We start from the raw sequence: 22,202 nt of genomic DNA on the forward strand, positions 1-22,202 counted from the left end.
CAGGGCTGGTCACTGACCGGCCCTGCTTTTTCTTGTCGTTGCAATCGAATATGTATACGAGGTGCTAAGAAGTCACTAGAACACATATCCACATAGCGAATTACACCCCTGTAACTCACCTTCGAACGTCCGTAGCGTGGTTGGTATCAACTACGAAACCGAGGGCCTTCCATGGACGAACAGACTGCAAACGACTCCTTCCCGCCAGCTCATTCGAAGCAGGCTCAGCACCTAGGCGAGTCCCGCGAGCACTCATTTTTGCCAGAATCGCCACCTAGACGGGCGTTAGGCGACCTGTGCAAGGCCTTTTTGCCACCTAGTCCCGTTTCCGAAATCTAACCTGCGAAGTGAGCCGCATGTCGGTCATCCACAGAAACAGAAGGTTGGATCGAGTGTTCGATTCTGAGGTTCAGCGCATCCTCGATTTCGTCGGCCGCGGCATAAGCGTGCGGATTATTGGAGCCCCCGGAAGCGGCAGGACCACGGTGTTGCAAAACGTGGTGGCCAACCTGGAAAAAACCGGCATCGCTATCCACTTCGTCAGCGGCCTTCGAACGCATCGCTCAATCCCGTACGCAGCCATCAAGAGCCTGGGTTTGGAGCTTCGGCCAGGCCGCAGCGGAGTTATGGATATGGCAGATGCGCTCTCCAGCCAGCTATCCAAGCCTGGAAAGCACGTCCTGATAGTGGACGACATCCATCTGCTGGACAACGAATCGCTGGCGGTGCTGGAATCCGTTCGCCGCAGGTCCGACTGTCCGTTGGTCGTCACGGCTCCGGACAGCGGCTCGATCTCAAGAGGTCAACTGGCCGTCATGAACAGTGGTCGCGAAGCTTTGCTGCAACTGGACCCGCTCCATTTTGAGCAGGTACACACCTTGGTGACGCAGGTGCTGGGGGCTGCCGCTGATGCAGACACAACAGCGAGGATCCTGACAAAGTCCGGCGGCAACCCTCGGCTCATTGTCCGCATCACGGAGACCGCGGCCTTAAGCGAGCTTCTGGTTATGCGTGGCCGCCAGTGGCAGATGACCGGTGACACCCTCTGGAACGACCATCTGAGAGGCACCCTCGAAGCGCTGCTGGCGGACCTGAGTCCGGAAGAAGTCACTGCCCTGCACACCATGGCAATCCTTGGCACCGCCCGTGTAGACGTTCTGCAAAAGGTGGTACAGCCCGATGTGTTGGAAGGCCTTGAACGGCGGGGATTCCTGTCAGTCATGGACGATCACCACAATGGACCGATCGCGGCGATAAGCCCGCCCGTCATCGCGGACTATTTCAGAGGCCAAAAGACGCTCAGGGACCGGCACCTCTTGCGGAACAAGATCGCTGGCGCCCTTGAGGGCGTGCCTCAAACGGCGCAGGGCAATTCAACAACTGCGGACTGCCTGTCCCGGGTCCTGGGATCCTTGCGGCTCGAGAAGGGAAACGATGATGCCGTAACAGCCCGGCATTTTCACGATCACAGTGCAGCCCGCGAACGTACGCGCTATGAACGATGGCAAGCAAACAAGTCAGCGACCAATGCTGCAGCACTGCTCAGGGTTTACTGGGGCGCGCCGGTGAACGTTATGCGGGCAACCCGCGTCTGCCGGGAGACGTCCACACTCAACGGCGACCCCAATGACATTCTCTTTCTCACGATCACCAAGGCTTTCCTTGCAATCTACTCAGGGCAAGGCGTGGGTACGGCTGTTGGCATTCTGAAAGGATTCGCTGAGCAGAACCCGGATCAGGCGTCCAGCGCCGAGGCCACGATCCTCTTCATCAACGCCTCCCATGGTCGGGTCACACCCCTGCCCGAGCCTTCTGCCGAAACCCCGCAGCCTACGTCGCTGGGGTTGGAAGGACTCGTCCAAAGCTTGCTCGAGCTGTATCGCTTTCGGCCGGCCACGGTCCTCAGCGTGACAGAAAAAGCTGAGGACGACGACGCCTTCCCGCACCTACGTCCGTTCCTTCACGGCTTCGCGCTCTTTGCAGCAGGCAGGATCGAGGACTCCCTGGTCTTCGCGCTGGATTGGCGTGCCGAGGCCCGCCGGAATCTCGATCAATTCGGCGTCGTGGCCAGCAGCTATGTGGCAGCGCACGGTCTGCTGTACAGGGGCTACTTTGAAGAAGCCGAATACCTCATGAGCAGCGTCTTTGCCATGGGTCGTCCCGGCTTCGTGGTGGATGTCCTCTATGACGCCATGCTGCGGCTCGCCGGTCTACGGCATGCGACGACGGCCATCTCACCGGCGTTGTCCATCGCGTCGCAGGCAAGGACTGAAGTGCCCGATGTTGGCCCATTGCCCGGCATCGGCAAGGGAGTGCATGAGCTCATTGCCGCAGAGACGACTCAGCCGTCGGTTTTTGATCGGCGTGCCGTGAAGCTCATCAAACGTCAGATGAAGAGCGGCTACATTCTGGAAGCAGCAATGACGGCACTGCTCTGCACATGCCTCTCTCCAGGAGGGCCAGTCCTGGATCTCCTGCGCAGGATCCTCCGGGATAGCGGAGTGACGGCTCATGACCAGATGATGGCCGTTGCCACCGCCGTTGTGGAGGGCGATCACAAGTTGCTTGGTCTCCTCCTGAAGCACTACGAATTGGATGCCGACAACTATCAGATCGGCATGCTCCTTCGAGGCGCCCTCAAACGTCACGTTCTGGAAGGGAACACAGCCGCGGCGGAGGCCATGGCCGAAGCTTCCTCTTTGTTCGCAGCAAGGTTTCCTTCAACCAACGAGCAACTCTCCTTCAACACTTTCAGGACGACACCCCTGACCGAACGCGAAATCGAGGTTGCCGCGTTAGCAGGGCATCGCTCGAACGTTGAGATTGCTGAACATCTGGGAATCAGCGCGAGAACAGTGGAAAACCACATCTCCAACGCCCTCCGGAAAACGGGCGCAACCTCGCGCAATGGCCTCTTCATCCTCGTGGGGAATTCAATGGCAGCACGCTGACGCAAGTTAGGCTGAACGTATCTTCCAGTACGAGTCTCCGGTGACACCGGTAGAGCTCAGACCTTGATGCGTGAAGGGTTTTCGTGAGCAATTCCCCGGCGTTGGCCCGCCGCCTCGGCACCTTCGATGCTTCGCTCATTGGCTTAGGCTCCATGATCGGTGCCGGGGTCTTCGCGGCCTTCACACCAGCCGCAGCGGCAGCAGGATCCGGGCTCCTTATAGGCCTGGTTGTTGCGGCCTTCGTGGCCTTCTGCAATGCGACGTCCTCCGCGCAACTCGCTGCCAGTTACCCCACCTCCGGCGGAACATACGTCTACGGACGTGAACGGCTTGGGCCGTGGCCCGGGTTCCTTGCCGGGTGGGGATTCGTGATCGGCAAGACGGCCAGCGCCGCAGCCATGGCTATGACCTTCGCAGCCTATGCAGCACCGGCAGGTTGGGAGCGTCCGGTGGCGATTGCCGCCGTCGTAATTTTGACGGCTGTGAACTATCACGGCGTGACTCGCACAGCGGGACTCACGCGAATTTTGGTGATCGCCGTCCTGACCGGTCTGGCGATAGCCGTGGCGGTCGTTTGGGGTGGTTTGGGACCTGATTTCAACAACTTTGTGGGGGAGGGACTGCTGGCGCACGGCTGGTACGGCATCTTGCAGTCGGCCGGGCTGTTGTTCTTTGCCTTCGCCGGCTACGCGAGGATTGCCACGATGGGGGAGGAGGTCCGCGATCCTCGTCGCACCATACCCCGGGCCATCAGCATCGCCCTGGGAATCACGATTGTCATCTACGCCATAATCGCAGTCACGCTGTTGTCTGCCTTGGGACCCGACGGTGTTTCCGGGACGCCGACACCCCTCGCCGATGCCGTCACTTCTGGTGCGATGTCTTGGGCTGCTCCCGTTGTTCGGATCGGAGCCGCAGTTGCGTCTTTGGGTGCTCTCCTGGCGCTGATCGCAGGGCTGGGCCGGACGAGCCTGGCGATGGCCCGCGAGCACGACCTCCCGCACTGGCTCGCGGCAGTTCATCAGCGGTATAAGGTTCCCCACCGGGCGGAAACAACGCTAGCCGTGGTGATTTGCCTGATCATTTCCGTGGCTGACCTCAGGGGCGCCATCGGTTTCTCGTCGTTCGGTGTGCTGCTTTATTACCTGATTGCGAACATTGCGGCCTTCACCCAGCCCACCGAGGACCGCCGGTATCCGAAAGCACTTCAAGTGGCTGGAGCTGTTGCCTGCGTGGCGTTGGTAGCTACGCTGCCGCCGCTCTCTGTCGGGCTCGGTGTGCTGATGTTCGTGTTGGGCATCGTGTTCCGGGTGATCCGTTTGCGCCGGGGTCACTCCCGCGTTCGATAAGCCATACTCCGGCAACCAGGCTGGGCACGACTCCACCTGGGGGTTAATAGGTGGAGCCGTGCCGTTGTGCCTTCTTCGCCTGGGACGAGTGGGGTACCCGCCGGACACCGGGTTTCCCGTCCCGAAGGCACAACAGGAGACTATGGCCGGGAATAGTGGTCTAGGTGCTTGTTCGTTCGCTCTAGGTACCAATAAACGAGCAAATTCGGGGTTTCCATGGTGCATCCATCCAAAAATGAGTGTTTGCCGGGACGGACTAGGTGGTGGGACGCGATTGCGCCCTGCCCGGAGAGCACTGACACAATTAGGCGCATGGAGTCACCCACCCAAGTCCCCGCCGTCGAGCTGCGCATTTCCATCAGTGGAACGGACCCGCTGATTTGGCGGCAGCTCGTTCTCCCGGAGAGCGCCACGGTTGCCGAGCTGCACAGTGCGATTCAATGCGCATTCGATTGGAAGAACGCACATCTTTATGCCTTGGCCGGCCACGACCAGGCCGACAAGAAGCGGATCATCACCAGGCTCGCCGAAGATGACGACTCACCTGAAGGCTCGGAGGAGGCCAGCGGCGTTGAACTCCGCGAGTTGTTCGATTCAACCCAGCCTGGAAAGTCGTCCCTTGAATACGACTACGACTTTGGTGACAACTGGACTCACGAAATCGAAGTCGTGGGGCCCGCCCTAATTCTGGAATCGACTATTACGTGCACGGGCGGCGCAATGCGTGGTCCCCTCGAGGATTCGGGGGGAGTGTATGGATACGCCAATATTGTGCGGGCGGTCGGAGACCCAAGCCACCCAGAACATGCAGACATGGTGGGATGGCTGGAGTGGGTGACCAGCGAGCGGGCTGATCGCTTCGACCCGACGGCCTTCGACATGGAGGCTGTCAACGCTGAGCTCCATCGATTGGCTCAGAGATTGTGGCCAGAGGCGCCCACAGAGGAAGACATGGAAGTGGCGCTGGCTCCCATTAGTTGGCTCCTGAGGGAAGCCAATCCCGATGGGCTGGATCTAACCTCAGCAGGATGGCTCAAGCCGGCAATTGTTAAGCGAATGATGACCGAGCTCAATTGGGACGACGACTGGTTCGGACCGGGCCGCAACGAGGTTAACATCCCCGAGGTGAGAAACCTCCGGGAGCAATTGCAGGATTGGAAACTGCTGCGCAAGTCGAAGAACAAGTTGCTGCTCACTCCGCTGGGTCGGCGCGTTGTTCAAGACCCCGCCGCCCTGTGGGAGTTCCTGGCCAACCACTTCGCATCCCCGGACTCCCCGGTTGATAAGGTCGTCACTCAGCTCCTGGTCCTGTGGGAATTGTCCGGAGCGACGCCGGGCTACGCCACCATTGATGAAGCAGTTCGATCGGAACTTTCCATGCTCGGGTTCCGTGTATCCGAGGGCAATGGCCTGATTCCCCTAGAGCTGGCTCACGACCTCTTTTACGACGTGAAACGGCCGTTGGAATTTCTATCGCTATGGGGTCCGCGAATGTGGCGGCGACCTAACGCAAAGCTGTCCGACGCCGGCACCAAGTTCCTCCTCGACGTACAGCGCCGCCTGGGGGACGGATAGCCAGACACAAGCGCTCAATCGCTCGACTGCGCCAACTTTCGCAGTAGCGGTACCAGCTCACCGGCCGGCGCCGGCTCGAAGAACTGGGCGTCGGCGAGCTCCACTGCAGCGATTGCGCGTGGAGCCAGCTCAGCGCCTGCTTCAGTAACACGTAGCCGTTTAGCCCTCGTGTCCGAGGGGTCGACTTCGCGCTCTATCAGACCTTTCAGCTCCAGGGTTCGAAGGACCTGCGAGGTCATCTTCACGTCGGTACCGGCCTGGCGGGCAACGGCGAGCTGATTGGGGTGCTCGCCCTCTTTGTTGAGCCACCAGGTGCAGGCAAGAAGCACGAACTGCACGTGGGTGACGCCGATCGGAGTCAGGGCCGCAGCAATCTCGCGCTGCCAGCGAAGGGTGGTGTGCCACAGAAGGAATCCGGGGCTCTCGCCCGGGCTGAGCGGCATCAGCGCTGGGCGAGTTCGATGAGCGAAGCCATGGTGTCCGGCCAATCGGCAGTAATGGCAGGCCCGATCTCGGGGCCAACCTGATCTGCGCCAGCACCGGTGATCTCCATCCTGTAGAGCACCCGGACGCGACCGCCGTCGAGCCTGTCCAAGCGGTGGGCGGTTCGGATCAGCAGCTCGTCGAAGCGTGCTTCGTCGACGAACAGCTCGCCGTCCACTACCTCCGCGATTCGCAACTGGATGGGTTCATCCCCGGGTGGCGTCATGAGGATCTGCGAACCCTCGGCGAAGGGACCATCGATCTCGACGCGTTCGATTTCGGCGTTCCAGGAACCCCAGTTCTCGACGTCGGACCAGAGTCGCCAGAGCGCCTCGGGTGCCGCGGTGGTTTCAATGCTGTGCTCGTAATCCCACATGATTGCCTCCTGAATTAGATGGTCTACGCACAGACTATCTGTGCGCAGACCATCCTGTACAGTGGCAAAATCATAGGCTCCTACTCGCAGCCGATACCGTCGTGGTCGTTGTCCAGGCCATAAATGTCAGAACCAACCACGGTCACTGGGCCTCTCACATAAGCAGGGCCATTGCCTTTGCCGCCGGCGCAGTCGACGTCGGAGGCAATGGGTACGCAGGCACCGGCATAGTTCGGGTCGCACCCACTTTGAACGCGTGGAGCGGGCGCTGCCTTGGCAGCGGCGGCGGCAGCAGCCTGATCCGCCGCAGCTTGGTCTGCGGCTGCTTTGGCAGCGGCCGCTTGATCGGCAGCGAGTTTGTCCGCGGCAGCCTTGTCAGCCGCTGCCTTGTCCGCCGCAGCTTTCGCGGCTGCGTCCGCTGCCGCCTTGTCTGCCGCGGCCTTTGCCGCAGCGTCTGCAGCGCGTTGATCAGAAAGCTTTCCTGCTGTTGCTGAGTCCAGCCAGGTGAGTTTTCCCGATTGATCAATGGTGCAGATGTACGTTTCGCCGCCCACTGATTGGGTGTTCTTCTCTGTGGTGCAGGCTTTCCCGGCTATCTTGCTCGGGGTAGGTGTCGGCGTTGGCGATGGAGAAGCCGACGCTGATCCGGAGCTGCTGCTTACCGAACCAGCAGCTGACATGGACCCCGAACCGCAACCAGCCAGCAAAATCATCAGTGACCCGATGGCTGTGATTCCGAGTGCTTTACCGCGAAAACCCAGCGACGATTTGCCGCCGAAAAGCGAGTGTTTTCCGGCGCGCGAAAGTTGTGTGTCCAATGTGTTGCCCCCTTAGAGTGCGCCGATGCGAAAGGCGCGTGGAGCGACAGTAACACCGGTCACACTGGCCCCAACAGGAGAAGTCCTCTATGACTTAGCGCACCTGCCGGTCAAGAAGCATGCCGGTTGCCGCGCGAGGCGTCATCGCTGAGCAGTTCGTCCGCTGCGGGGTCGCCAGTGATGTTCACAGGAGTCCATGCCTGCCTATCCGGGCGTCGCGTGCCTAGCATTGGTAAATGATGGCTAAATCGTCGGGCTCCGGCGCGTGGACCAAGGATGCAGCCCGCGATCCCCGCAGGGTGCACTGGATGGAACTGTTCTTCGACCTCGTCTTTGTGGCGTTCGTGGGGCAGCTTGCCCATGGAATCCACGGTGACCCCGGTTGGGTCGAATTCGGAACTTTCGTCCTGCTCTTCTTCCCGGCGTGGTGGGCTTGGGTGAACATGGTTTCGGTCGTCAACCTCTTGCCGGCCCTGTCCTCCCGGCGGCTGGGCATTGCAATGCTGGCGGCGATGGCAGCTGCGAGCGTGATGGCCGCCGCCGCGCCGGGCGCGTTTGGCGAACGGGCGTGGGCCTTCTCGCTTGCCAACGCTGCCATGCGGGTCGTCCTCCTGGTCTTGTGGCTGCATCTGCACCGCCAACGATCCGGCGGTACGCCGCGGCGCATCTGGATATATAACGGCGGGACGGCCCTTCTTTGGCTCGTCGCCGCATTCCTGCCGCTCTACGTCGCGTTGATCCTGTGGGCGGCATCGATCGCCATCGAGGTTGGCATGGTGGCGGTCGGTGGACGCCTCTGGCCTGAGCGCGGCGTTGGTGGCATCAACATCGAGCATGCTTCCGAACGGCTAGGTCTCTTTGTCATCATTGTCCTCGGCGAATCCGTTCTCACAATCGTCAGTGAAGTGTCGAATGATTGGAGTCCGGGCGCCGGCATCGCCGGTGCGCTGGGATTTCTCATCGTGGCACTCCTGGGCTGGGCGTTCTTCCAGTATGGAACCGGGGCCATCACTGCGGGGCTCGAACGTCTGCAATCGCAGTCCGACTTCTCCGGGATACTTCAGACCACGCTGTTTTTGCCGTTTCTCCTGGTTGTGGGCGTGACAGCGATCGCCGCTGCGATCGCAACTGCCATTCCAGCACCGTTCGAGCATCTGCCGCTCGGTTCCGGGGTTTCGCTTGGTGGCGGAATCGCCCTGTTCTATGCGTGCAACGCGGTGGTGGCGCTTCGCTACGGCCAACCGCTTCGAATGGTAGTGCCGTGGGCGGTGCCCGCAGTGGTGGTCGCGTCCTTGCTCATACCGATCAACGCTGTGGTTTCGGCGGCCGTCATCCTGGTAAGTGCCGTGGTCCTCCTGCTTCTGGTCACGGCTTATGTGGAGTTCCGCAGACGACGGCGGCTGGCTGATGGATCTTTACGGCTCCTAACCTGAACCCAACAACCACGATTGGTCAGTTTGCGGTTCCTCCGGGTGCCGGCGCAGCTTCCGGATCAGCAGTTCCAGCGGCAACACCAACACCCGAAGTACCGCTGCCACCAGCAACAGAATGACAAATAGAACTATGGCTGGCAGGCAAAACACGAACACCGTGATTGCAGTAATGAGATAACCGACGATATAAGCCGTCATCACTCCGGTGTCCACCGTGAGCTCCCGAAGATTGAATTACCAATAGGGGTCGTGCCCGATGTAGGCACCGGGCCATGGTCTAACGGATTTCGGTGGGACCCGGGCTGGTGCCAGTGCTGGTCGACGAAGATGCGCCACGGCTGACCGGTATCTTCCGCGACTGTTTCTCTGATTGTTCCGGCACAGGAATCCGCACCTCAAGAACGCCATCCGTATACGAGGCATTGATGTCTTGTTCGGAGACCGCCGTCGGGAGCTTTACTGTTCGGGAAAAGGTGCCGTCCCGGAATTCTGAGCGGTACCCCCTCTTATCCTTGTGTTCGGACTTCTCTTCATGGCGCACAAGGATCTGCAGCTCGTCACCGGACAGGGTGATATCGACGTCCTTTTCAGGATTGATGCCTGGAACTTCGGCTTTGACCACCATTGATCCGCCGTCCCGATATTCCTCAACGCGGAGCCAGGAGCCGGTGTCTCCTTCAAGGAACCGACGGACAGGATCGGCGATGTCGCTGGCCGACCAACGAAGTAGATTGCTCATCGTGGTGCCTCCTGTTTGTTACCAGGCCCCGCGGACCGACCCCGGCGGGGCCTTAATCGGATCTACACCAATAAAATACGCCGAACGCGCATCGTTGTTAAGACGACTTTTGGCCTTCATGGAAAGCCCCGGCATGGCCCTGTGGAGGGCCGCGAAATGCTATCCCTCCACCAATGCCGCAGACGCTCCCGAAGCATTCTCGGCTTCGAAGACGGGGCCTGCCGACGGCCGCTTCGCCCGGCGTTCCTCTCCGGGACCGTGGGGCCGAAGCTGCTTGAACACCCAAGGGAGAAAGTATGCCTTTGCCCATGCGAGGTCGCCGGCCCTGGCCTGACGCCAACTGCTTTCCGGCAGCTGTTTGGGTTCCAGCGGCCGGAGGGTGTGCGGGACATTGAGTGTGTCCAGCACAGCGATAGCCACTGTGTGATGACCCAGGGGGGAGAGATGGAGCCGATCAGGGTCCCACATCCTCGGGTCCTTGAGCTGCCTCATAGCCCACAGATCTGTGATGAGTGTGCCGTGGCGGGCAGCAATAGCGCGAACGTCCTCGTTAAAGATGGCCACTTTGCCACGGTTACGTCCCAGCACAGGGGTGGATCCCCAGTCGGGTCCCGTAAACAAGACAATCGCCGCGCCCGTCTCAGCCAAGACGCTCACGCCGGTCTCAAGTTTGCTGGCCAGCTTGTCCGGATCGCTGCCATGGAACACCATGTCGTTCCCGCCTGCAGATAACGTGATCAGGTCCGGCTTCAGGGTCAGTGCCTGACCGATCTGCTGGTCGAGGATCTGCTGCATGAGCAACCCGCGCACGGCCAGGTTGGCATAGGCAAAATCCGAGTGATCGGCTGCGAGCTCTTCGGCAACACGGTCAGCCCAGCCGCGCAGCCCTCCGACGCTTCCTGGTTCGGGATCCCCAATTCCTTCGGTAAAGGAATCCCCAAGCGCCACATACCTGCTCCAAGGGTGCGAGCGGTTCTTGGTATCCTGCCCAGCACCCGCATTGAGATCAACAAGGCCATCGGGGGTAACCCGGCCACGCCACCTCATTGCCCTACCTCCTTGTAAGGAAAAAGGTTTCTTACAATGTGGATAACGGCAGTGCTGGTCGTGATGTTCCCGCGAACTCGAGTCGGCTATAGGAACATTTCCTCCGCCACCACGGACGCTCCCGTCCCTAACCCGCGGACGGCCCACCCCGCACTTCGCCAAGCCTCAGCATCCAGTACGTTCCGAGCGTCCAGCACCATCCGGCGTCGTACGAGCGAGCCAGCTAACGACGGCGACAGGGACACGTATTCGTCCCATTCGGTCAACAGCAACACGAGTTCGGCGCCCTCGAGGGCGCGCTTGGTGGAGGCCTCGAAGCGGATTTGCGGGTAGCGGATCCAGGCGTTGTTGATGGCTTTGGGATCGGTGACGGTTACGTGCGCGCCAGCGGAGGCGAGTTGCTGGGCGACGTCCAGAGCGGGGGAGTCGCGGATGTCGTCGGTGTCCGGTTTGAAGGCTGCCCCGAGGATGGTCACCGTTCTGCCGGACAGGAAGCCGCGGCACATTTCCCTTGCCACGTCCACGGCGCGGGTGCGCTGGTCCAGGTTGATGGTGTCCACCAACGCCATCCATCGGTCCACGGACGGGACGGAAAGCTCGCGCGATTGGGCGCGGAACGAGCGGATGTCCTTGGGCAGGCAACCCCCGCCGAATCCGAGCCCCGCATGCAGGTACCGGTTGCCGATTCGCGGGTCCAGGCCCATCGCCTCGCTGAGCTCGCTGACGTCAGCACCCGACGCGTCGCACAGCTCGGCCATCGCGTTGATGAAGCTGACCTTGGTGGCCAGGAACGCGTTCGACGCCGACTTGATCAGCTCCGCCGTCGCGAAGTTGCAGACCAAACGAGGGATCCCCGCGTTGATCAGCGGCTCGTACACCGCATCCAAAACGGCAGTCACGGGAGCTCCGGCTGCGGCACCCTTGCCGCCGGGAACGCCGTAAACCAGGCGATCGGGAACCAGAGAGTCCTTGACCGCCGTGCCTTGGCGCAGGAACTCGGGGTTCCAGCCGAGCAGGACGTCCGAGCGTCGGGCCAGCACCGCGCGCAGCGTCTCCACCGTGCCAACTGGGACCGTTGATTTACCCACGACGGCGGCACCCTTGGCCAAGTGGGGGAGGAGGCTCTTCGTGGCGCTCGTCAGGTAGGAGAGATCGGCTGTGTCAGAGGTCTTGGACTGCGGCGTGCCCACGCAAAGGAAATGGACTTTGGCGTCGGCTGCCGCTGAGAAGTCAGTGGTGAACTTCAGGCGGCCCGTGGTGCGGCCGTCGCTGAGCAGTTCGTCCAGGCCGGGTTCGTGGAAGGGAGCCAGCCCTTTATTTAGCTGCTCAACCTTGTGGGAATCGACGTCGATGCCCACCACGGAATGGCCCATGGACGCGAGCGTTGCGGCGTGGACTGCGCCGAGGTAGCCGCAGCCGATCACGGAGATCTTCATGAGGAGGGTCCTTTGCTTGAGGTCAGTTCAGTGGGGCCGGCTTCGCTGGGAATGCCGGCGACGACTTCGTTGTAATGCCGCACCAAGTCGGCGCTGAGCACGGGCCACGTCCGGCCTTGGACTGACGCGGTTGCTGCCGCTGCGAATGCACGGCGCTTGGCATCGTCGCCCATCAGGTCCTGCACGTAATCGCGCAGTTGAGTGAGGTTCCCCGGCTCGTACAGCCAACCCGTGCGGGAGTTTTCCACGAGGTCCAAGGGGCCGCCGCGGCCGGTCGCGACCACAGGAACGCCCGATGCCATGGCTTCCTGGATGGTCTGGCAGAAGGTCTCGAACTCGCCGGGATGGACGAAAAGATCGAAGCCCGCAACAGCTTGCGCCAGGGAATCCCCGCCGAGGAAGCCTGCAAAGTGGGCGTTCGGTAGCGCGCTTTGGAGTGCTTCCCGCTGCGGGCCATCACCAACAATCACCAGCTTCGTATCCGGCAGGTCCGCCAGCACGGCAAGATCTTCCACCTGCTTCTCCACCGCGAGGCGGCCGACGTAGCCGATGATCCGTTGACCGTCCGAAGCTACCGAGCTCCGCCACGCCGTCGAACGTTTCGCCGGGTTGAAGCGGGCGGTGTCCACGCCGCGGCGCCACATATCCACCCGCAGTATGCCGCGACCGCGCAACTGGTTCAGCGCGAACGTGGACGGCACAAGGGTTCGGGTGGCCAGAAGATGGATGTTGTCCACGCGGTTCCACGCCCAGTTCTCCAGGAACGGTACGCCATAGCGGGCGGCGTAGCTGGGAACCTCGGTTTGGTAGATCGCAACCGTCGGGATCCCGAGTTGATCGGCGGCCTGCACTGCGCGCCAGCCGAGGACGAACGGGGAGGCGAGATGAACGACGTCGGGGGCGAAATCGGCAAGGATTCGCTTGACCCGATTCACACCACCCAACGCAACCCGCACATTCGTGTAACCGGCCAGCGGCACTGAGGGAAGCCTGTGCACATACGCACCCTTGACGACGCTCGAAACATCAGTGTCCGACGTCGACGGCGCGATCACCATCACCTCATCCCCGCGCTCCTGCAGATGTTCCAGCACCCGCAGTATCGAATGGGTTACCCCATTCATCAGTGGCAGGAATGATTCGGCGACGATTGCGATCCTCACGCCTTCAACGGTGCTAGCGGCGGTTGGCTGTGCGGGTTCGAACGGGTGGCCTGTGGAGGAAGAGTTGGTTAACAGGAGGGTGTCCTGTTTATCGGAGCCGCCCGGTAGACTCCCGTTCTATGACGCGCTGCCGCGTCTCGACTTTTGGGGGGTCTTGCCATGTTTGCTGCTGGGGATGGTTCGCGCGCGCATGGGGGAGTAAGCGTACGACGACGGCGCCAGACGGCGGCGCGGACAGTCGCCGTCGGCTTGGGCCTGGCGCTGCTGCTGGGAACCGTCGGTTCGCCGGCGTCACCGGCTATGGCTGACGCGGTGACGGATATCTTCTCGACAGGTGAGCAGCCGGCCAGGATCGCTGTAAACCCTGTCACGAACACGGTGTTCGTGACGTCGATCGAAGGTGTGACCCGTATTGGGGGACCAGCCGGGGCGCCTGCCGTTGACGCAGGAGACAGGGCCTTCGATGTTGCCGTGAACACGGTGACCAACAAGATCTACATCAGCACAGCAGGCGGCTATGTTTCCGTGGTGGACGGGGCCACGTATGGTCCTGCCGTACGCGTGCCAATGACAGCTGAACCGTCTGTCCTGGCGGTGAATGAAAGCAGCAACAAGATCTACGTCGGCATCAGCGGCGGCGTAACCATCATCGATGGTGCAACCAACGCCACCACTACCGTTCCGCTAACGGGTGGCGCCCAGAACATTCAGGTGAACCCTTCTACAGGCAAGGCTTATGTCCTGTCCGGCGGGGCCATCAAGGTCCTTGATGCAAGCGCTCAAGTCACCGCCTCGATCAACATCGGTGCCGGCGGCATCCTGGACCTCGCGATCAACAAGGCAACCAACAAGATCTACTACACGACGCTCGGCCGATACGGGGCCGGCGTCAGTGTCATCGACGGAGCAACAGACATTGTCACAGGAAAGTTCAGCAGCACCAGCAAGCTGGGACAGTTGGCGGTGAACAAAGCAACCAACAGGATTTATGTCGCTGTTGACAGCTCTTCCCTTGATGGGGCGGTCAAAGTCCTCGACGCCGCCACCCTTTCTGAAATCGCCCAAGTACCCACCTCTTCGTACGTCAGGGACATTGCGGTCAACGAGACAAGCAACAAGATTTACGTTCCCACCTCCGGCCGAGGCACCACGATCATTGACGGACAGGACAACAGCAGTTCCGCTGTGTATACGGGGCAGGAGCCGTTTGCCGCTGCGGTGAACCCCTCCACAAACAAGGCTTACGTGGTCAACATCGAAAGCGACTCCGTAGCCGTGATTGATGGGTCCGTATCGGTACCCGCCAAGAACGACTTCAACGGCGACGGTCGCGCAGATGTTCTGGCTCGGGACGGCTCAGGTGTTCTGTGGTTGTATCCGGGCAACGGCTCGGGTGGCTGGCTGCCTCGTGCGCAGGTGGGCCAAGGCTGGAACGTCATGACGGCGATGGTGGCTCCCGGAGACTTCAATGGGGACGGCCACGCTGATGTTATGGCCCGCGATGGCGGCGGCGTGCTGTGGCTCTACCCGGGCAACGGCTCAGGCGGATGGCAGTCGCGTGTGCAAATCGGCAGTGGCTGGGAAGGCATGAGCGCCATCGAGGGGATCGACTTCCGCGGCGATGGGTTCCCAGACGTGGTGGCCCGCGACCGTGGTGGCGCATTGTGGGTTTATCACGGCGATGGCACCGGCGGCTGGTTGCCCCGCACCTGGGTAGGCTCCGGCTGGTCCGACATGTCCGAGATCACGGGCGTAGGCGACTTCAACGGTGACGGCCTGTCCGATATTGCTGCCCGCGACGGGGCCGGTGCGCTCTGGCTCTACCCACCCAACGGATACGGCAGCTGGCTGCCGCGACAGACCATCGGGCAAGGCTGGAACGTCATGAACTCCCTGGTTGGACCCGGTGACTTCGATGGTGATGGGCGTGCGGATATCCTCGCTCGAAACGCCGCTGGCGAGCTGTGGCTTTACTCCGGTAATGGGGGAACGGCGTGGCCTTCGGCTTCTCGTGTTGGCACCGGGTGGAATGGGATGACGGCGATTCTTTGAGTTCCCTGAAGAGGCTGTAGACTCCGCTCATCGACGCGGCAGTCGCGTCTCATTTTCTGGGGGTCCCCTTGGGTTCTGTCGCGTCCGGTACTGCTGTGTCTGCAGTCGGAAAATCTCGTCTTAAGCGAACGGCGGCGGCGCTCGCCGTCGTCGTTTCGCTTGCCGTTTCGTTGATGGCTGGGTCGTCCGCCGTTGCCGACTCGACGTCGTTCGATATTGCCGTTGGCACAGCCCCACATGACATTGCAGTCGCCGACACTGGGGATGTCTACGTTGCCACCGACAGTGGAGTGTCCGTCATCGATGCGGACACGAGAAAAGTGACCACAGTCGATGTAGGTGGCATTGCGCAAGGTGTTGCCACTCGCGGAAGCACTGCCTACGTCAGTGTTGCAGGTAAAGCGGGTGCTGACGGGTCTGTGGTCATCATGAATGACGCCGCAGTCGCGGGAAGGGTCAAAACCGGCCCCAATCCGCGCATAGTGGCCGTCAACCAGGTCACTTGGAAAGTGTATGTTGCCTACAGCAACGGGATCAGTGTCATTGACCCTTGGGCGGGCCATTCGGTAGTGGATATCCCCTATTACACTTCCACACCTCGGAGTGTGGTTGTCGATTCGTCAAGAAACAAGGTCTTTGTAACTACGGGCGGGGTATTGACGGTCATCGACGGACAAACCAACTCCAAGGACGTCTACGTCTTCGGCGCGGGGGATGCTGTCGGTCATGCTGTGAACACCCGGACCAACGAGGTCTATCGAACGGTAGCGGGAACGTACATTGACAGCCCGCAGAGCCAGCTAGGACTTGTGGACGACTCCAATCACGCAAGCAACCTGTATCAGGCCAATGAAACGTTTGGGAAGGTGGCCGTCGACTCTTGGACTGGCACCGTTTATGTTGAATCGTTGGGTGCTACGGGCAATTCGTCGATGGTGTTGGTCAACCCAGCAACGAGGAGCAAGATCGCCCAGATCAGCATTCCCAGCCAGCCGACTTCCTTGGCCGTGGACTCCACCCGCCACAGAAGCTACGCAACGCTGAGTCGTGGTGGAGTTTCCGTCATTGACTCCTCAAACACTTCCTCAGTCGTCCGAACCGGAACTCAGCCGGTGGCCGTTGCGATTCACGAATATACAGGCACGGCGTACGTGGCCAATCAGGGCAGTGCTTCAGTGACCGTCCTTAGGCCTGCAGACCCGCAGCCAGTGAAGAATGACTTCAACGGTGACCGCAATGCCGACGTTCTTGCCCGCGACGGCGCGGGTGTGCTCTGGCTCTATCCCGGCGACGGCGCGGCCGGATGGCTCGAGCGGCGTCAAGTCGGTCAGGGTTGGAACATCATGACTGCACTTCTTGCTCCGGGTGATTTCAATGGTGACGGGAAGTCGGACATTCTTGCCCGCGGTAACACCGGCGTGCTGTGGCTGTACGGGGGAAATGGCGCGGCCGGGTGGCTGCCGAGAGTTCAGGCCGGGCAGGGGTGGAACGGCATGACTGCAATCACCGGCGTAGGTGATTTCAACGGTGACGGCAACGCTGACGTTGCGGCTAGGGACGGCAGTGGTGTTCTTTGGCTCTATCCCGGAAATGGCAAGGGTGGCTGGCTCGCGCGCGTGCAGATTGGGTCAGGATGGTCCGGGATGACAGACGTCATAGGCGTTGGGGACTTCAACACTGACGGCGCTTCTGATGTTGCCGCACGCGATTCCAGTGGTCGGCTGTGGCTGTATCCGGGCAACGGTGCTGGCGGCTGGTTGCCTCAGACCCAGATTGGCCAGGGATGGAATGTCATGAGCGCCGTCTTCGGACCAGGGGATTTCAGTGGAGACCGTAAAGCCGACATCATGGCACGCGACGCGAACGGCGCTATGTGGCTCTTCTCAGGAAGCGGCGGGGCGAAGTGGCCCATCGGGAGCGTCATTGGTCAGGGGTGGAACGGAATGACGGCTATCCTCTGACGATGGCTCTGGAAATAGAAACCACGGGTACGACTAAATGCTCATTTGTCAGTAGATCGTGTTAAGTTTGACTCATCAGACATCGCCCCCCTCTGAGCTTCGGCTCAAGGGGGCGATTTTCATTTCCCTGCCAAATTCTTCGATCCTTTAGGCGTCACCCCGCGCCCGCTTCAGATCCTTCCGCAACCCGCGGTTGTCTTCCTTGAGCCCACGGTTGTCTTCCTTCAGTCCGCGATTGTCCTCAGTCAGCTCCCGGTTGTCTTCCGTGAGCCCCCGGTTTGCGGCTTCCAACTCGAGCACCAGTTTCACGCCGGCCAAGTTGAGCCCCTCGTCCAGGAGCGCACCAATCCTGCGCAGCGTCGCAAGGTCCGTTTCGCTGTAGCGGCGCGTGCCGCCGTCGGTCCTTTTCGGTGTGAGCAGCCCTTTGCGCTCGTACAGTCTCAGGTTCTGCTGGCCTGTACCCACCAGTTCGGCCGCAACGGAGATGGCGTAGACGCCAAGACCGTCACGGTCGGCAGCGTCACGCGTGCCAGCGACGTCCGCTTCCGCGGGCGTACCGCGGTCGTGATCCAGCCGATCGTCGTCGCGATCGCCAGCCATGCAAACCTCTCCGAAAATCTCCGAAAAAACCTCTTGCACCACTCTCTCGCCGGTGCTATAAAAAATCTATACCAGCCAACACAGATCTGGAAGGCTGGCACAACAACAAAACCGCATCAAGATCTGAAGGAGTGAGAACCAAATGCTGATGCGCACAGACCCGTTCCGCGAATTCGACAGGCTCGCCCAACAGGTTTTTGGCACAACAGCACGCCCTGCCGGCATGCCGATGGATGCTTGGCAGGAGGACGGGCAATTCATTGTTGCCTTGGATCTGCCGGGCGTCACGCCTGATTCGGTGGAACTGGACGTCGAAAGCAACGTCCTGACGGTCAAGGCAGAACGTAAGTCGCCTGCGGGCGAGAACACCGAGATGCTTGCCGCCGAGCGCCCGCAAGGCGTCTTCAGCCGGCAGCTCATTCTTGGTGACACCCTGGACACCGATGGCATCCAGGCCAGCTACGACGCAGGCGTGCTGACACTCCGCATCCCCGTCGCCGAGAAGGCCAAGCCGCGGCGCATCGAGATTTCTTCCAACGGCCAGCGGCAGGAGATCAACGCCTAATAACAGCTGCCCCGCTGGAGCTCCACCCGGGGGTGGCTAACCAGCGGGGCGTCAGGCCGGGAGCTTCAGACCGACCGCATCGGAATAGTTGGGCGCAGGCTTCGCGCCACGCCACAGCACTTGTTGTGCAGAAGAAACGCGGTCCCCGACGTTGTCTCCCGATTGATGGCCCCCGGCCCGTGCCGGGGGCCATCGCCAAATCCGCATCACCCATCCGGAACCAGCAGTGAGTACCAACCAACCCGACTACTACGCCATCTTGAACGTGGCTCCCAGCGCGACAGCCCGTGAAATCACCCACGCCTACCGCTCGCTGCTCCGCACCCACCACCCGGATACCCGCAAAAACCCCGACGACGGCGACACCACCAAAGCGGCCGACCTCCAAAAACTGCACGCCATCATGCAGGCGTATGTGGTGCTCTCGGATCCGGCGAAGCGCAGTGCGTACGACCGAAGCCGGCGTACGGGTACGTCGTCCCGTAGTTCATCGGGCTCGAGCGGTTCCTCAGGGTCGAGTGGTTCCACAGGTAAGCCGGTAAAGGTCCGCATCCATAAAACGCCGTCCCCAGCCGCTGACAGTCAAAGGAAGCAGCAGCCTCTCGTCTTCGGCCCGGTCCACTGGGAACCGCTGCCTAGGACAACCCCCGGATACCCCTCGCCCAAAGTCCGAAGGAGATACACATGAGTGCCTGGCGCTCGTACGACAGCCATCTGATGCCCGCGTTCTATGAGCGATTCGAGAATCGCTGGGGAAAGGGCACGGCACCGTTCCTGGACCCGGAGGTCCACGAGCAACCCATGCCGCGCGCTCAATGGATCAATGTGGACACTGGCGCGGCTGTGGCAGTGGTCCCTATTTGGACGGACGATCCCGAACATCGCTCCTTTGGCGTTTTCTACCTCCCGCCGGCCGGCGACATTTGGATCCTCCGCCCAGGGCCGACCACTTTCATGGAACCCGGCAAGGGCGGGAGCAAAGAGCAGGTCTCGCTGCGTAACGACGCCTTCAAGAAAGCCGTCAATCACGCCAAGGAGTTCATCTACGGGCCACAGCCTTAGTCGTCTCCGCCTCTCCTGGCCAGTCCAAGGTCATGATTCCCGCAGCACATCCGGGAGTTCGTCCACGTAGACGGTCTGCGGCGGTTCGAAGTAGATCACCAGCACCTTCTCGCCCACAGGGAAGACACTCGTCTTGTCGAACGGGTAGGCAAAAAACGCGCTGGTACCGCCATGGAAGGGCAGCATGACTTCGCCGATTGTGCCCGGGGCGATGGTCCCGGTCACCCTTCCGATCTTGCCGGTGAGGCTCCGATTGACCTCTCTATGCATCTGACGCCGCATCTGACGACTTAGCCGGCGGCGACTTCACAGCAGTGGGCCGGGTTGGCTGTGCAGGCGGTCGGCTAACTCCGTTCCCCTTCAATGCGGAAGCCAGGGAGGGCAGGAAGCTGCCAACCTGGGACAGGATCCCACCCACCATGCTGTTCAGTCCGTCGCCGCCATTGAGGACTGTCAGCTGCCCGATGCGCGAGAAAGGTTCTGCGGCGGCCGAAACGATGGCGGGCATGTTTTCCGCGATCTGCTGGTTGATGACAGCTTCCTGGTTTGTCTCCAGTGCTTCGCCGCGGGCTTTGATACCTTCGGCCTCAGCCAACGCCTTGGCCTTCACTGCAGATGCTGCCGCATTACCGCGGGCAGTCGTTGCAGCTGCCTCGGCCTCACCTGTCACACGCGTTGCGCCGGCCATTGCCGCCGCAGCTCCCGCATTGGCTTGGGCCTCGAGTTCAACGCGCCGGGCGTTTGCCTGAGCGTCGAGTTCGATCCGCTTCGCGAGGGCCTCGGCGGCACTGATGTCAGCAGCCTTCTTCGCTTCAGCTTCGGTCCTCTGTGCGTAGGCCTTGGCGTCGGCAGGCTTACGGATGGTGGTCTGCAGTTTCTGCTCTTCGCGGTCGGCCTCAAGCTTGGCCACTTCGGTCTCCTGGACCACCACTTGCTGCCGGGCTGTGGCATCGGCCAACGGTCCGGCCTGAGCAGCGTTGGCACGGGCCTGTTCGGCGTTCGCCTGTGCGGCAGATTGCTTGATGGCGGACAGGCTTTGGGCATCAGCAATAAGCGCAGCAGCTTCTGCTTCCTTCTCGGCCGCTTCACGATTGCGGGTGGCCTCGGCGATCCGGGCCTCCATCTTGACCTGGGCAATGTGCGGTTTGGCCAGGTTCTGGATGTAGCCCGTCGGGTCCTGCAGGTCCTTGATCTGCAGGGAATCCACCACGAGGCCAAGCTTCTCCATCTCCACGCCACTGGCGCTGCGGACCAGGGAGGCGAGCTTGTCGCGCTCGCGGATGATCTCCTCAACAGTCATGCTGCCGATGATCGAACGGAGATGCCCTTCAAAGACGTTGTAGACCTGGCTCTCCATCTTCGGCTGCTGTCCCAGGAACCTTCGCGCAGCGTTCGCGATGAACGGGGGAGCGTCGCCGATCTTGTAAATCACCACGCCGTCCACAATCACCTGAATGCCCTGGGACGTCACACATGAAACTTTGAGTTCTGTTTCATTCAGCGTCAGCGCAAGGGTCCGGACTGTTTGCAGCCCGGGAACTACTAGAGCGCCCTTGCCCGTGACGATCTTGAAATCCATGCCGTCGGTATTTTCGAGCGTGCCGCGGGTCAGCCCCGAGATGATCAGGGCCTCGTTCGGTTCCGCCACTTTCCACATCGCCTTTGTTGCCAGCCATACGAAGCCGATGACAACGATCACGCCAAGAATGCCGGCGATCAAGGGGAAAAATGCCGAGAGGTCGTTCATTGACCTTGTCCCTTCAGACGATGTGAACCGGCTTCATCCGTTGACCCCCATAGGCCATGTGCCTGTTCGTGTACACAGTCTCGTTGGGCTGCAGCAGGGAAGTCCAGCACATTTGTGCGTCATTTGTGCCACGACGCCGAGCCAAGCCGCGGGAGCCGTCCCACCCCACCCAGCCACCCGCCGTCGAGCATTAACAAAAGAAGGCTGGTGCAACCTTTGGAGAGAATCCGTAGGTGGCTGCACCAGCTGCTAGTACGACTTTCTGTTATTAGTTGTGACACCTGTTCATTGGCCGCTCCTAGTTCCCGGCTTCTATTGTTTCCGGGCCTTTTTATCGTCTGTGAAGTACTGGGCGAACATCCAACCGGCGGCGATCATCAGGATGCCCAGCACCATGTGGGACCAGTTGTCCACGGAGTTCAGGGACAGGAAGTTGGCTGCCGAGTCCACGCCGACGCTCAGTCCGTAGATGCTCAGCACGATGTACAGGGCGCCGAAGCCCATCAGGAAGTTTCGTGCACCGTGTGCTGTGCGGGACATTGCCCAACCCGTAGCGCCTATGGCCAGTTGCACAAGGTTGAGCAGCATGGATACCTGGAACACGCCAAAGAGCATCGCGTGAGAGTTCGGGCCGAAGAATTGCAGCTCCGAATACTGCATGGTGATGCCCGGAATGAATCCCAGGACGCCAACCAGCGCGAGCACGGCACCCACACCTATGCCAACAACCTGGATGTCTTGCCGTCCAAAGTGGACACCGCGTGCATGTGAAGCAGACGTACTCATGTGCTCCTCCAGTCACCCCTTTGCGAACATCTCCCATTTTACGACCGGTTCACGCAAAA

General features: G+C 61.0%; 21 protein-coding genes. 9 read left to right on the forward strand and 12 right to left on the reverse strand.

The genetic code is table 11. From position 1 onward, the window contains the following. Positions 1-392 precede the first annotated feature (392 nt). From AC1DD5_RS05355 to AC1DD5_RS05365, 3 genes are all read left to right on the forward strand, one after another. On the forward strand, positions 393-2,951 hold the full coding sequence (locus AC1DD5_RS05355; RefSeq protein WP_477520767.1) for a helix-turn-helix transcriptional regulator: 2,559 nt from the start codon (positions 393-395) through the stop codon (positions 2,949-2,951). An 83-nt stretch (positions 2,952-3,034) separates the two neighbouring features. Beyond that, on the forward strand, positions 3,035-4,300 hold the full coding sequence (locus tag AC1DD5_RS05360; protein ID WP_477520768.1) for an APC family permease: 1,266 nt from the start codon (positions 3,035-3,037) through the stop codon (positions 4,298-4,300). 312 nt (positions 4,301-4,612) lie between these two features. Next, complete coding sequence (locus AC1DD5_RS05365) at positions 4,613-5,875, forward strand: plasmid pRiA4b ORF-3 family protein (protein ID WP_477520769.1); 1,263 nt, start codon at positions 4,613-4,615, stop codon at positions 5,873-5,875. A 14-nt stretch (positions 5,876-5,889) separates the two neighbouring features. On the opposite strand, the gene AC1DD5_RS05370 is transcribed toward AC1DD5_RS05365, so the two are convergent. From AC1DD5_RS05370 to AC1DD5_RS05380, 3 genes are all read right to left on the reverse strand, one after another. Beyond that, positions 5,890-6,318 (reverse strand): MarR family winged helix-turn-helix transcriptional regulator, encoded by a 429-nt coding sequence (locus AC1DD5_RS05370; protein ID WP_477520770.1) that lies wholly within the window; start codon positions 6,316-6,318, stop codon positions 5,890-5,892. Further along, positions 6,318-6,734, reverse strand: coding sequence for an SRPBCC family protein (locus tag AC1DD5_RS05375; RefSeq protein ID WP_477520771.1), 417 nt, complete (start codon positions 6,732-6,734; stop codon positions 6,318-6,320). The genes AC1DD5_RS05370 and AC1DD5_RS05375 overlap by 1 nt, the downstream gene beginning before the upstream one ends. 80 nt (positions 6,735-6,814) lie before the next feature. Continuing rightward, positions 6,815-7,552 (reverse strand): hypothetical protein, encoded by a 738-nt coding sequence (locus tag AC1DD5_RS05380; RefSeq protein WP_477520772.1) that lies wholly within the window; start codon positions 7,550-7,552, stop codon positions 6,815-6,817. 236 nt (positions 7,553-7,788) lie between these two features. On the opposite strand from AC1DD5_RS05380, the gene AC1DD5_RS05385 reads away from it, so the two are divergent. Continuing rightward, entirely contained in the window at positions 7,789-8,985 is a 1,197-nt protein-coding gene (locus AC1DD5_RS05385; RefSeq protein ID WP_477520773.1) for a low temperature requirement protein A, read from the forward strand. Here the strand turns inward: AC1DD5_RS05385 and AC1DD5_RS05390 are convergent. From AC1DD5_RS05390 to AC1DD5_RS05410, 5 genes are all read right to left on the reverse strand, one after another. After that, on the reverse strand, positions 8,977-9,198 hold the full coding sequence (locus AC1DD5_RS05390; RefSeq protein WP_442002562.1) for a hypothetical protein: 222 nt from the start codon (positions 9,196-9,198) through the stop codon (positions 8,977-8,979). The two genes, AC1DD5_RS05385 and AC1DD5_RS05390, sit on opposite strands and share 9 nt — an antisense overlap. 64 nt (positions 9,199-9,262) lie before the next feature. After that, on the reverse strand, positions 9,263-9,724 hold the full coding sequence (locus tag AC1DD5_RS05395; protein WP_477520774.1) for an Hsp20/alpha crystallin family protein: 462 nt from the start codon (positions 9,722-9,724) through the stop codon (positions 9,263-9,265). 159 nt (positions 9,725-9,883) lie between these two features. After that, a complete protein-coding gene (locus tag AC1DD5_RS05400; RefSeq protein WP_477520775.1) occupies positions 9,884-10,771 on the reverse strand; it encodes an SGNH/GDSL hydrolase family protein in 888 nt (295 codons plus the stop codon). A gap of 86 nt (positions 10,772-10,857) precedes the next feature. Further along, positions 10,858-12,207 (reverse strand): UDP-glucose dehydrogenase family protein, encoded by a 1,350-nt coding sequence (locus AC1DD5_RS05405; protein ID WP_477520776.1) that lies wholly within the window; start codon positions 12,205-12,207, stop codon positions 10,858-10,860. Continuing rightward, positions 12,204-13,370, reverse strand: coding sequence for a glycosyltransferase family 4 protein (locus AC1DD5_RS05410; RefSeq protein ID WP_477520777.1), 1,167 nt, complete (start codon positions 13,368-13,370; stop codon positions 12,204-12,206). The genes AC1DD5_RS05405 and AC1DD5_RS05410 overlap by 4 nt, the downstream gene beginning before the upstream one ends. Before the next feature lie 159 nt (positions 13,371-13,529). On the opposite strand from AC1DD5_RS05410, the gene AC1DD5_RS05415 reads away from it, so the two are divergent. Both AC1DD5_RS05415 and AC1DD5_RS05420 read left to right on the forward strand, forming a co-directional pair. Further along, positions 13,530-15,422 carry an FG-GAP-like repeat-containing protein gene (locus AC1DD5_RS05415; protein ID WP_477520778.1) on the forward strand — a complete coding sequence of 631 codons (1,893 nt, stop codon included), beginning with the start codon at positions 13,530-13,532 and terminating at the stop codon, positions 15,420-15,422. 95 nt (positions 15,423-15,517) lie between these two features. After that, positions 15,518-17,383: an FG-GAP-like repeat-containing protein gene (locus AC1DD5_RS05420; RefSeq protein ID WP_477520779.1), complete on the forward strand. Its 1,866-nt coding sequence runs from the start codon at positions 15,518-15,520 to the stop codon at positions 17,381-17,383. A gap of 147 nt (positions 17,384-17,530) precedes the next feature. On the opposite strand, the gene AC1DD5_RS05425 is transcribed toward AC1DD5_RS05420, so the two are convergent. Then, positions 17,531-17,983, reverse strand: coding sequence for a MerR family transcriptional regulator (locus AC1DD5_RS05425; RefSeq protein WP_477520780.1), 453 nt, complete (start codon positions 17,981-17,983; stop codon positions 17,531-17,533). 142 nt (positions 17,984-18,125) lie between these two features. Between AC1DD5_RS05425 and AC1DD5_RS05430 the strand changes: the two genes are divergently transcribed. The 3 genes from AC1DD5_RS05430 to AC1DD5_RS05440 all read left to right on the forward strand — a co-directional run bounded on the left by AC1DD5_RS05430 (position 18,126) and on the right by AC1DD5_RS05440 (position 19,610). After that, a complete protein-coding gene (locus tag AC1DD5_RS05430) occupies positions 18,126-18,548 on the forward strand; it encodes an Hsp20/alpha crystallin family protein (protein WP_442002572.1) in 423 nt (140 codons plus the stop codon). Between the two features lie 226 nt (positions 18,549-18,774). Then, complete coding sequence (locus tag AC1DD5_RS05435) at positions 18,775-19,236, forward strand: J domain-containing protein (protein WP_477520781.1); 462 nt, start codon at positions 18,775-18,777, stop codon at positions 19,234-19,236. After that, entirely contained in the window at positions 19,233-19,610 is a 378-nt protein-coding gene (locus AC1DD5_RS05440) for a hypothetical protein (RefSeq protein WP_477520782.1), read from the forward strand. The genes AC1DD5_RS05435 and AC1DD5_RS05440 overlap by 4 nt, the downstream gene beginning before the upstream one ends. A gap of 30 nt (positions 19,611-19,640) precedes the next feature. On the opposite strand, the gene AC1DD5_RS05445 is transcribed toward AC1DD5_RS05440, so the two are convergent. The 3 genes from AC1DD5_RS05445 to AC1DD5_RS05455 all read right to left on the reverse strand — a co-directional run bounded on the left by AC1DD5_RS05445 (position 19,641) and on the right by AC1DD5_RS05455 (position 22,143). Next, positions 19,641-19,880, reverse strand: coding sequence for a hypothetical protein (locus AC1DD5_RS05445; RefSeq protein ID WP_216924834.1), 240 nt, complete (start codon positions 19,878-19,880; stop codon positions 19,641-19,643). Next, the gene (locus tag AC1DD5_RS05450; protein ID WP_442016670.1) at positions 19,873-21,357 is read right to left on the reverse strand and encodes a flotillin family protein; all 1,485 of its coding nucleotides are present in this window, start codon (positions 21,355-21,357) and stop codon (positions 19,873-19,875) included. The genes AC1DD5_RS05445 and AC1DD5_RS05450 overlap by 8 nt, the downstream gene beginning before the upstream one ends. A 312-nt stretch (positions 21,358-21,669) precedes the next feature. Further along, positions 21,670-22,143 carry a DUF4383 domain-containing protein gene (locus AC1DD5_RS05455; protein ID WP_442016671.1) on the reverse strand — a complete coding sequence of 158 codons (474 nt, stop codon included), beginning with the start codon at positions 22,141-22,143 and terminating at the stop codon, positions 21,670-21,672. Positions 22,144-22,202: the final 59 nt, after the last annotated feature.

The sequence above is a fragment of the Paenarthrobacter sp. 10L420 genome (assembly GCF_056395385.1).